This is a genomic window from Enterovibrio norvegicus FF-33 (genome assembly GCF_000286835.2).
In the GTDB taxonomy this organism is placed as follows: Bacteria; Pseudomonadota; Gammaproteobacteria; order Enterobacterales; family Vibrionaceae; genus Enterovibrio; species Enterovibrio norvegicus_A.
In genome coordinates this window covers 110,208-121,979 of the sequence record NZ_AJYD02000013.1, presented here as the reverse complement: position 1 = coordinate 121,979, position 11,772 = coordinate 110,208, and the positions used below count along the sequence as shown (strand labels likewise).

Annotated in this window: 9 protein-coding genes; 3 read left to right on the top strand and 6 right to left on the bottom strand. The window is 47.1% G+C overall.

Annotation, left to right across the window (positions count from 1 at the left end):
- Window positions 1-25: 25 nt before the first annotated feature.
- Complete coding sequence (gene rlmE / locus A1OO_RS02890) at window positions 26-655, bottom strand: 23S rRNA (uridine(2552)-2'-O)-methyltransferase RlmE (protein WP_016961667.1); 630 nt, start codon at window positions 653-655, stop codon at window positions 26-28.
- Between the two features lie 130 nt (window positions 656-785).
- Here rlmE and yhbY point away from each other — a divergent pair, with 130 nt between their 5' ends.
- Window positions 786-1,082, top strand: a complete 297-nt coding sequence (gene yhbY, locus A1OO_RS02885) for a ribosome assembly RNA-binding protein YhbY (protein ID WP_016961668.1) — start codon at window positions 786-788, stop codon at window positions 1,080-1,082.
- 78 nt (window positions 1,083-1,160) lie between these two features.
- Here the strand turns inward: yhbY and greA are convergent, their stop codons facing one another.
- Window positions 1,161-1,634: a transcription elongation factor GreA gene (gene greA, locus A1OO_RS02880; protein WP_026024021.1), complete on the bottom strand. Its 474-nt coding sequence runs from the start codon at window positions 1,632-1,634 to the stop codon at window positions 1,161-1,163.
- Window positions 1,635-2,143: 509 nt separating this feature from the next.
- Between greA and A1OO_RS02875 the strand changes: the two genes are divergently transcribed.
- Window positions 2,144-3,118 carry a porin gene (locus A1OO_RS02875; RefSeq protein WP_016961670.1) on the top strand — a complete coding sequence of 325 codons (975 nt, stop codon included), beginning with the start codon at window positions 2,144-2,146 and terminating at the stop codon, window positions 3,116-3,118.
- Between the two features lie 101 nt (window positions 3,119-3,219).
- Window positions 3,220-4,635, top strand: coding sequence for a serine-type D-Ala-D-Ala carboxypeptidase (gene dacB, locus A1OO_RS02870; RefSeq protein WP_017004589.1), 1,416 nt, complete (start codon window positions 3,220-3,222; stop codon window positions 4,633-4,635).
- Here the strand turns inward: dacB and A1OO_RS02865 are convergent.
- The 4 genes from A1OO_RS02865 to dapB form a co-directional block, all read right to left on the bottom strand.
- Window positions 4,610-5,461 (bottom strand): magnesium transporter, encoded by an 852-nt coding sequence (locus tag A1OO_RS02865; protein WP_017004588.1) that lies wholly within the window; start codon window positions 5,459-5,461, stop codon window positions 4,610-4,612. The genes dacB and A1OO_RS02865 overlap by 26 nt on opposite strands.
- Window positions 5,462-6,039: 578 nt before the next feature.
- Window positions 6,040-9,276 (bottom strand): carbamoyl-phosphate synthase large subunit, encoded by a 3,237-nt coding sequence (carB, locus tag A1OO_RS02860; protein ID WP_016961673.1) that lies wholly within the window; start codon window positions 9,274-9,276, stop codon window positions 6,040-6,042.
- A gap of 16 nt (window positions 9,277-9,292) precedes the next feature.
- Window positions 9,293-10,432 carry a glutamine-hydrolyzing carbamoyl-phosphate synthase small subunit gene (carA, locus tag A1OO_RS02855; RefSeq protein WP_016961674.1) on the bottom strand — a complete coding sequence of 380 codons (1,140 nt, stop codon included), beginning with the start codon at window positions 10,430-10,432 and terminating at the stop codon, window positions 9,293-9,295.
- Window positions 10,433-10,915: 483 nt separating this feature from the next.
- A complete protein-coding gene (gene dapB / locus A1OO_RS02850; protein WP_016961675.1) occupies window positions 10,916-11,725 on the bottom strand; it encodes a 4-hydroxy-tetrahydrodipicolinate reductase in 810 nt (269 codons plus the stop codon).
- Window positions 11,726-11,772 lie beyond the last annotated feature (47 nt).

Here is an 11,772-nt window from a genome sequence, read left to right as displayed (position 1 = left end):
AAACTTTAGTAATAATAGTAGAGTACTACAGTTTATAACCTGTAGCCACAATGTAGACCTCACGCGAGCGCGCGCGGGAGGAATCTGGTTTGCGGATTTTCACCGCTTTAAACATTTTACGTACTTCAGCCAAATATTGATCAAAGCCTTCCCCTTGGAATACCTTAACAATAAATGCGCCATCACGAGCCAAAACTTCTTGGCACATACTCAGCGCCAACTCAACCAGATACATAGCACGAGGTTGATCTGACGCTTGGTTACCACTCATGTTTGGTGCCATATCTGACATCACCACATCCACCATATCTGGCTGGATACGATCTAGCAACGCGTTTAGCACCGCCTCTTCACGGAAATCCCCTTGCAGGAAACTGACACCTGGCAAGGAGTCCATAGGAAGAATGTCACAAGCAATGACCTGTCCATTATCTCCGACCTGTTCAACAGCATATTGAGACCACCCCCCAGGGGCTGCCCCCAAATCGACCACTGTCATACCGGGTTTCAATAACTTATCTTTACCTTGGATTTCATCAAGTTTAAAAATTGCTCGGGAACGAAAGCCTTTTTTCTGGGCTTCTTGAACATATTTATCATCAAAATGTTCTTTCAACCAACGACCAGAACTCGCTGAGTGTTTCTTTTTGCTCATGTTTTACCTAGCCCTTAATTCAGTCGTTAACTTCAAACAGACGGTTTAGAGGGATATTTGTTCAGTTTGATTAGAGATGGCGGTAGAATGTCACGTTTTCAACCCCGATAAAACAACAAATCGAGTCAACATGAATCTAAGCACAAAACAAAAGCAGTATCTAAAAGGTCTGGCACATAATCTTAAACCTGTCGTTCTGATGGGTGCCAATGGCCTAACAGAAGCCGTGCTTGCTGAGATTGAAATCGCTCTCGATCACCACGAACTGATCAAGGTTAAAGTTGCGTCTGAAGACCGCGACACTAAGAACCTGATTGTAGAAGCAATTGTTCGTGAAACTAAGGCAGAGAAAGTCCAAGTCATCGGTAAGGTACTTGTTCTATATCGTCAAAGCCAAGAGCGTAAAATCGAACTACCACGCAAATAAAAGAAGGCCGCTTAGCGGCCTTCTGTGTTTTCACGCCTGTAATACTCGCTAACAGTTTTCACTGTTAGACATTCCGCACTACACGTACTTAACACCACCAATTTCAAATTCTTTTACGCCACCAGGCGTGGTGATAGACACTTCATCACCTTCTTCTTTACCAATCAGCCCACGCGCGATCGGGGAATTTACAGAAATCAGATTTTTCTTAATATTAGCTTCGTCATCACCAACAATCTGATAAGTCAGTTCATTGTCAGTATTGATGTCTATCAGCGATACTGTTGAACCGAAAATAACCTTCCCGTTGTTAGGGATTTTTGAAATATCGATAACTTGAGCGACTGACAGCTTGTATTCAATGTCGCGAATTTGTGCTTCGCAGATGCCCTGCTCTTCACGTGCAGCGTGATACTCAGCATTCTCTTTAAGATCGCCAAGTTCTCTCGCTTCACCAATCGCCTGAGTAATAATTGGACGACGTTTCAGTAAGCGAGCTAGCTCTATACGAAGCTGCTGCTCGCCAAGAACAGTCATGGGTACCTTATCCATAAATGACATTACCTCTGTGTCCAAAACCTTGTGTTTTGGAATAACAAAACCCCGCCCAAGCAAAGGTATGAGCGCGGAAAACGAATATTTATACCCTCAGTGTAAACAAGTTAGTTGCTCTGGTCACCTACGATTTTGGTCGCGCAGGTGCTTGAGTGCTCATGAATGGCATAGATATAAACAAACACTTGCCACCTAAAAGCCCCTCTACATATCCCTCACGATATTTCCTCGATGCACATCACACAAACAAGAACAAAAACAAATGTTTAGGAAAAATAAAAAACAAAAAATATCTAAAAACACCGCCTAAAATGGAACTTATCAACAAAGCGGCAACATGTTGAAAAATAAGAAATTACAACAAAACATCCACATAAAAAACAATGTTTTCTATTTGTTTTTTGATCGTTTTACTAACGGTTGCAATTCGGGAGCGGTTACAAACAAGACATCGAGATGTTTGGAGATTACGTCTCGAAAATCATAATCTTATAAAGGACAACATAATGAACAAAACGTTGATCGCACTTGCTGTTGCTGCTGTAGCTTCTACCTCTGTTTCTGCTGCTGAAGTTTTTAACGACGGCACCTCTAGCCTTTCAATCGGTGGCCGTATCGAAGCACGTGCATTGCTTGTTGATGGTGACATGGATGACAAAAGTCGCGCACGTATGAACATCCTTGGTCAAACCGAGATTGCAGAAAATGTTTACGGTTTTGGCTTCTTCGAGCACGAATACACCACAACTGAAGATGAAGTTCGTTACGGCTTCGCAGGTATCAGCACTGAGTTTGGTAAAGTGGCTTACGGTAAAACTGACGGCTCTTTGGGCATGATCACCGATTTCACCGATATCATGTCTTACCACGGTGCTGGCGCGAGCGCTAAAATCGCCGTTGCTGACCGTATCCAAAACAACCTAGCGTACATGGGTGAGTTCGGTGGCCTGACGGTTAAAGCAAACTACGTAGGCGAAACCACCGATCTTAACGGTGGACTGGTTGTTGACGGTGGTTACTCTATGGGTGCGGTATACGCACTAGAGAACGGCCTAGCAATGGGTCTGGGTTATGCTGACCAAGGTAAAGATGCTGTTGTCGCAGGCAAGTCTTACGCAGCTGAAAGCCAAACTGAAGCAGCACTTTCTTACACCATCGGTGACATCTACGTTGCTGCGCTTTACAAAGATGGCGAAAACAAACAATCAGGCGTTAGCACTGACCTGACTGGTTACGAATTGGCTGCTGCTTACACCATGGGCAAAACTAAGTTCACAACCACTTACAACAACGCGGAATCAAAAACAGGTTCTGACAAGTCAAATACCTACGATGCAATCGCAATCGACGCGACGCATTACTTCAACGACAACTTCCGTGCTTACACTTCTTACAACTTCAACCTGCTTGATGCAAACGAAGTTGAAACTAAGAAAGATGCAGAAGACCAATTGGTATTCGGCCTACGTTACGATTTCTAATCTGACTTAAGTTCTTTACTTAAATCAGTATCAAAAACGCCTACCTCCGAGTAGGCGTTTTTTGTACCATACTGAATCTTCCTTCATTGCGGGAACTTCTTATGGCGCGCCTTTTATCTCTAATCGTTTGTTCTCTTTTCTCTGTCACCGCCTTTTCCATTCCCCTCAATAACATTGAGGCTATGCTTCCCGCTGGTAGCCAGCTTGCACTTTCGGTGTTTAACACCAACAGCGGCGAGCAAATCATTGGGCGTGATGATGACATCTTGCTGCCACCCGCCAGCACACAAAAAGTCGTGACCGCACTGGCCGCATCACTTTACCTCCCACAAGATTTCGCCTTTGAAACCAAAGTGCTTCAATCAGGCAAAGACATTGTTTTTAAGTTTGATGGCGACCCAACGCTGAAGCGCAAAGATCTTCAATTGCTCGTCAGTGCCCTAAAAGCCAAAGGCATTCGTCAAATTCGCGGTGATGTTTGGCTGGATGGTGAAATATTTACGGGATATGAACGCGCCGTTGGTTGGCCATGGGACATTTTGGGCGTTTGCTACAGCGCGCCATCTTCAGCAATAACGCTAGAACGAAACTGTGTTCAAGGCTCGATCTATAGCGAAAAAAGTAAGCGCCAAACTCGCGTCTTTGTGCCCGAGCACCAACCGATAGAGATAAGTACCAATGCATTGGCGCTGACCACCGATCAGCAAAAAGACCAACATTGCGATTTAGAACTTCACTATGACAACAACAACCACTATCAATTGAGTGGTTGCTTGGCTCACCGCACTAGCCCGCTTCCTCTAAAATTTGCCGTGCAAAATCCACAAAAATACATGAGTGATGTACTCGCCAGTGAGCTAAAGAAAGCCGCTATTTCCGTGAAAGGTAAAATTCGAATCGGCGCGCCAAGCGGCCAACGCAGTTTTATTGCCATGCATAAATCAGCGCCACGCGATGCACTGCTTAATACCATGCTCAAGCGCTCTGACAATCTAATTGCCGACAATATACTCAAAACATTGGGTCATCGTTACTTCGATCAAGCCGGCTCATTCAGCAATGGGGCGGCGGCGATCAAAGCCATATTGAAGCAACAAGCAAACATTGATCTTGATACTGCGGTGATGGTTGATGGGTCGGGATTGTCTCGTAACAATCGCATGACAGCCGCGCAATTGATGGATGTGGTGCAATACGTCTATACACACCCTCAAATTGGCCTGCTGGCCATGTTGCCCGTGTCAGGGGTGGATGGCACATTGAAGTATCGCAGCAGTGTTCGTAATGCACCGCTCAAAAATAAGCTGACAGCGAAAACAGGCTCTTTGTACGGTAGCTATAACCTTGCGGGCATACTGAGAAATGACAAAGGCCAAGATATCCTGGTGGTTCAGCTTGTGACTAACTACCACATTCCCGCATCGGATGATCGCCCCAGCAATGTTGCCAGCCCGATCACCCAATTTGAACGAGAGCTTTATCAAGCGCTGCTTACGTCAAGCCTAACCACGCGTTAATGGTCATAAAGTAAATCGCCATCCCGCTGATATCGACGACAGAGGCCAGCACTGGGCTCACAAGAACGGCGGGATCTAGCTTGAGTTTGCGAGCCACCAATGGCAGCACACCACCTAACGTGGTGGATAGTGTCACTTGGATCACCAATGCGGTACCAATGGCCATCGCAATGTCATTAAGGTGAAAGCCTGCAGGTAACGATGTGGCATCACTAAAAACCAGCACTCTCGTCATCATCACGGCCGCTAGCGCAAACGCGATAATAATCGCCACTCGTACTTCCTTCCACATCACAGCTAGCCATTGAGAAGGGCGAACTTCATTCATGGCCATTGCCCTCACCACTAATGTCGCCGCTTGAGAGCCCGCATTTCCTCCCGCTGCAGCGACCACTGGCATATAAATAGCGAGCAGAACCAACTGAGTGATCGTGTCTTCATAATGTGAAATGATAAGACCAGATAAGATCCCAAGTAACGCCAAACCAACAATCCAGCCAATACGCTGCCTGACATGGTTCATCACAGAATTAGTGAGATAATCTCCGTCGGGTTCAATTTCAGAACTAATCAATCCCAAATCTATCGCGATTTGTCTGCTCCTGACGGTATCCCCCGTTTCCGTTAATGCATCCAATAATTCTCTGACCAAAGCCAGTGGGCAGCAATTCAGCACACCAACAGCTTCAGATACGGGCATGACCGAGAGCAGGCGAACTCTCTCTTCCATGGTGTGAATGAGAAATGCATTTTTTGCGGCATCAATTTCATGAGCAGCAAGGTGTGTGTGTTGGCAATCCAACAGTGTTGTGTACATTACCGACATAGCGAATCTCCCGATTGGCAAGTTCCTGACGTAAACGCCTGGTTGAGGGTAACGACCAAAAAATACGAATTTGATGCTCAACAATAAACAGCTAACGCGCATGCTTATCATGAAACTCGTCACTAAAGACTCAACGTCCTTGGTCGTATTTTCACTCTGAATATCGGGGAAGCGCTGGGATTGATGCAGGAAATAGCAATCATTCCGACCGGGCGGTCGAAATGTGGATACACATGAACTTAACCGCTGGGTTTACTGGCCTCCCTGACAACTCGGAGGATGGTCGATAACGTTCATGGTGTTCTCCATAATTGCCGCAGTATTGCGACACGAGCATTTTACGCATCCCCTACCTCATCTCAAGCAAAAAATGTCATCAATCAACAATCAATGCCTAGCTTATTGATGCGCTAAATCACGCAAAAATAAACAATGAAACTCGGTGATGTTTCGCACTATCTGAAACAAATAAGAAATGCCAGAGACAAAAAAGCCCGCCTAAGTAAGGCGGGCAAGGAGGTTATCTAGGCCGGCTTGAGGCCGGCTCATTGGTTATATCTTTATATCGTGTATAAGGATTACGCTTTACCGTATTTCTCTGCCACGCGAGCGTGCAACTCTTGCACTGAGTTCACTTTAGACAGATCAGCTGCAGTGTGAGCCATACAGGTTGCGAATGCTGCATTTAGCGTGGTGGTGTAGTTCACTTTCTCAGCCAGTGCGCCACGACGAAGTACTTTTGAATCTTCAATCGCCTGACGACCTTCCGTGGTATTGATGATGTAGCTGTATTCACCATTCTTGATACGGTCAAGAATATGAGGACGACCTTCATGCACCTTGTTGACCAAGCGAGGGTTAATACCCGCTTCACCAAGCACAACTGCTGTACCGTGTGTTGCATCTAACTCAAAACCTAGCTTGATAAGCTTGGCTGCTAGGTCAACAACACGTTGCTTGTCGTTATTACGAACAGACAGCAGCGCGCGACCTTGGTCGGAATAGGATTTACCACAACCGAGATCCGCTTTCGCAAACGCTTCTGCGAAGGTATCACCCACACCCATCACTTCACCTGTTGAGCGCATTTCTGGGCCTAACAGTGGGTCAACGCCAGGGAACTTGTTAAATGGCAACACCACTTCTTTCACTGAGTAATACGGTGGAATGATTTCCTGCGTGAAACCTTGTGATTCTAGTGATTGACCAGCCATTACACGTGCGGCAATTTTCGCCAGTGGTGCGCCAGTGGCTTTAGACACAAACGGGACAGTACGTGCAGCACGTGGGTTCACTTCAATCAGGTAGACTTCACCGTCTTTCACCGCAAACTGTGTGTTCATCAAGCCACGAACGCCCAGCTCAAGTGCTAGCTTCTCAACTTGGCGACGCATTTCGTCCTGAATCTCTTGGCTCAGAGTATATGCAGGTAATGAACATGCAGAGTCACCGGAGTGAACGCCCGCTTGCTCAATGTGCTCCATGATACCGCCGATAACCACACGCTCACCGTCGCAAATTGCATCTACATCGACTTCGGTCGCGTCATCCAAGAAACGGTCCAGCAATACAGGGGATTCGTTAGAAACACTCACTGCCTCAGCAAAGTATCGGCGCAGATCGCTCTCGTCATAAACGATTTCCATCGCACGGCCACCCAGCACGTAAGAAGGACGAACAACCAATGGGAAGCCAATCTCTTTTGACTTCTCAATCGCCAGTTCCATCGTAGTAACAGTGGCATTTTGTGGGGTTTTCAAACCAAGACGGTCAACCGCTGCTTGGAAGCGCTCACGGTCTTCTGCACGGTCAATGGCATCAGGACTTGTACCAATGATTGGTACGCCTGCCGCTTCTAGTGCACGCGCCAGTTTCAGAGGTGTTTGACCACCGTACTGAACAATCACGCCTTTTGGTTTTTCAACACGCGCGATGGCCAGTACGTCTTCCAAGGTTACAGGTTCGAAGTACAAGCGATCAGACGTGTCATAATCGGTTGAAACCGTTTCAGGGTTACAGTTAACCATGATGGTTTCGTAGCCATCTTCACGCAGCGCGAGCGACGCATGAACACAACAATAATCGAATTCAATGCCTTGGCCGATACGGTTTGGACCGCCGCCAAGAACCATGATTTTGTCTTTGTCAGTAGGGTTCGCTTCGCATTCTTCGTCATAAGTGCTGTACATGTACGCGGTATCAGACGAGAACTCTGCCGCACAAGTATCAACACGCTTGTAGACAGGGTGAATGTCGAATTGGTCGCGCAGCTTGCGGATTTCGCTCTCGCTAACACCCAACAGCTTGCTCAGGCGAGCATCAGCAAAACCTTTGCGCTTCAGTTTACGAAGCACTTCTTTGTTCAGACCCGCGAAGCCATTCTCTTTCACTTCAGCTTCGATTTTGACGATGTCTTCGATCTGAACCAAGAACCAGCGGTCAACGTTTGTCAGCTTAAACACGCCGTCTACCGACATGCCTGCACGGAATGCATCTGCGATGTACCAGATGCGCTCAGCGCCCGCATCTTTTAGCTCATGACGAATTTTGGTCATGGCATCGGGTTCGTCCAGATCAACCATTTCATCAAAGCCTGTCGCGCCAACTTCTAGGCCGCGCAATGCTTTATGCAGTGATTCTTGTTGATTACGACCAATAGCCATGACTTCACCCACAGATTTCATCTGTGTGGTCAGACGGTCATTTGCGCCCACAAATTTCTCGAAGTTAAAACGAGGAATTTTAGTCACAACATAGTCAATTGTTGGTTCAAATGATGCTGGAGTTGCACCGCCAGTAATGTCATTCATCAGTTCATCAAGCGTGAAACCAACCGCCAGTTTTGCCGCGATTTTTGCAATCGGGAAACCCGTCGCTTTTGACGCCAACGCAGAAGAGCGAGAAACACGTGGGTTCATCTCGATGATAACCATACGGCCATCTTTCGGGTTGATACCAAACTGAACATTCGAACCGCCTGTTTCTACGCCAATTTCGCGCAGAACAGCCAAGGATGCATTACGCATCAATTGGTATTCTTTGTCCGTCAGTGTTTGTGCTGGGGCAACGGTAATGGAGTCACCCGTGTGGATGCCCATCGCATCGAAGTTTTCAATCGCACATACGATGATACAGTTGTCGTTTTTGTCACGAACAACTTCCATCTCGTATTCTTTCCAACCAATCAGAGATTCATCAATGAGAAGCTCGTTGGTAGGAGAAAGATCCAAACCGCGACGACAGATTTCATCGAACTCTTCTTTGTTGTAAGCGATACCACCACCGGTGCCGCCCATGGTGAAAGAAGGACGGATGATGCAAGGAAAACCAACCATATCCAAAACTTTATAAGCTTCTTCCATCGTTTTCGCTGTATCTGCCGTTGGGCATTCCAAACCGATAGACTTCATCGCTTTGTCGAAACGTGAACGGTCTTCTGCTTTATCAATCGCATCAGCCGTTGCACCAATCATTTCCACGCCGAACTCAGCCAGTACGCCGTGTTTTTCCAAATCTAGTGCACAGTTCAGTGCCGTTTGACCACCCATGGTAGGCAGTACAGCATCTGGGCGCTCTTTGGCGATGATGTTACGTACTACTTCCCATTGAATTGGCTCGATGTAGGTCGCATCAGCCATTTCGGGATCAGTCATGATGGTTGCAGGGTTGGAGTTAACCAGAATAACGCGGTAACCCTCTTCACGCAGCGCTTTACACGCCTGCGCACCTGAATAGTCAAACTCACATGCTTGACCGATAACGATTGGGCCTGCACCCAGAATAAGAATACTTTTAATGTCTGTACGTTTTGGCATTCTCTGCTACTCCGGATTACGCGCTGTGTTGCTTGATAAGTTCAATGAAATGGTCGAACAGTGGGGCCGCATCGTGTGGGCCTGGGCTCGCTTCAGGGTGTCCCTGAAAGCTAAATGCTGGTTTATCTGTGCGATGAATACCTTGCAGTGAGCCATCAAACAGAGACTTGTGAGTAGCACGCAAGTTCTCTGGCAGTGTGTCTTCGTCTGCTGCAAAACCGTGGTTTTGGCTGGTGATCATCACCACATCGCGATCCAAGTCTTTCACAGGGTGGTTGGCGCCGTGGTGACCAAATTTCATCTTCACGGTTTTAGCGCCACTTGCCAGTGCCAGAATTTGGTGCCCCAAACAGATACCAAAAATCGGTAGGCCTTTTTCTAAGAATACTTTTGTTGCTTCAATAGCATAAGTACATGGTTCTGGGTCACCAGGACCGTTCGACAAGAACACGCCATCTGGGTTCATTGCCAGTACGTCTTCTGCAGGCGTCTGCGCTGGCACAACCGTCAAGCGGCAACCGCGGTCAACCAACATACGAAGGATGTTGCGCTTCGCACCAAAGTCATATGCCACTACGTGGTATGGCAATTCGCTATCATCTTTCGCTTCTGGCAGGCCACCTTCTAGTGTCCATGAGCCTTGCTTCCACTCATACGCTTCAGCAGTCGTCACTTCTTTTGCCAGATCCATGCCTTTCAAACCTGGGAAATCTTTTGCTTTGGCGAGCGCCAGCGCTTCATCAATACTGTCGGCGGCAACGATACAACCATTCTGTGTCCCTTTTTCGCGCAGCAGACGGGTCAACTTACGCGTGTCGATTTCAGCGATGCCAACGATGTTTTGAGATTTGAGATAATCAGAAAGGGATTGCTGACTGCGGAAGTTTGAAGCCATAAGCGGGAGGTCGCGGATTACCAAGCCTTGAGCGTGGATTTTGGAGGATTCTTCGTCTTCGGTATTCGTACCGGTATTGCCAATGTGGGGATAAGTGAGAGTAACAATTTGCTGGGAATAGGACGGGTCAGTGAGAATTTCTTGGTACCCCGTCATCGAGGTATTAAAAACAACTTCACCAACAGCAGTTCCATCAGCACCGATGGATTCACCGTGGAATACAGTCCCATCTTCCAGGACTAAGAGCGCAAACTTGCTCAAGACAACCTCCAAATCAATAAAAATGCAAAAAAAATAGATAGTTTTGCATCAAGTCATTCCATAGAAATGCCTAGTTCCGAAAAGCGGAATTTAGACAAATTGCGCGCATTTTAGATATTGCGGTCGAAAGTGTCAACAAGGAGTGAAAAAAGAATATGCTTTATAGCCAATAGATGGCAATTAGTGCATCAAGCAGACAAAAGACAGGCTTAACCTCTATAACTCAGCGGTTTTACATCCACGGAGCTAACACTTTTACCTCTTTGTCGACCACGGCGGTAAAAATACAACCAGCTCACTCCGCAACCGTTTACATGTTACCACTAAAGCCAAACTTTTAGCCATCACGGCGAGGTATTATAGCGTAACCCAATAAATGACAGGTCAATGAGAGTGATATTCAGACTAGCGGCAGTCACATACTTGAAGAGTCGTTAGGGACAGGAATATGCAGCAAGTATTCACTTACTGCATATGTAGGCATTATAGCTGATCGAGTTCCAATACATCTTGCATGGTAAAAAAGCCCGTATCTTTAGCTGCAACCCACTTGCCTGCGCGTACAGCGCCATTGGCAAACGTCATGCGGTTTGAGGCCTTATGGGTAATTTCAACACGCTCGCCGATGTCAGCAAACATGGCAGTGTGCTCACCAACGATGTCTCCCGCGCGAATGGTTGCAAAACCAATTTCGTCGCGAGTACGTTCACCCGTTATCCCTTCACGGGCATAAACAGCAACATCGCTCAGTTTGTTGCCCATCGCTCCGGCAATAGCCTCGCCCATGCCGATTGCAGTACCAGATGGCGCATCAACTTTGTGGCGGTGGTGGGCTTCAATGATTTCAATATCGCAGTAGTCGCCCATTACTTTGGCGGCTTTTTCTAACAGCTTAAAAACCAAGTTAACACCGACACTGTAATTAGGTGCCATCACTAACGCGACATCACTTGCTGCGGCATCAATTTCAGCACGCTGCTCTTCAGAAAAGCCCGTTGTGCCGATCACCAGTTTTTTGCCATGCTCTCTGCACAATGCTAAGTTCGCGAGTGTTGCAACTGGCGCAGTAAAATCAATGATGACATCAAAGTCATCAGCAACTTTCGCGAGATTATCGACAATCGCTATATCGCGTTTGCCTATACCAGCAAGTTCGCCTGCATCCGCACCAATTAGGCTTGATTCAGAGCGCTCGCTGGCCGCAGTAAAGACAACGCCTTCCATTGCGTCCGTGGCTTGAATTAGCTGTCGGCCCATTCGACCTGCAGCGCCCGCAATTGCTATGCGAACCATCATTTTCCCCTTGTTAACGTCCTGTTCATGCCGGATCACCGACACCA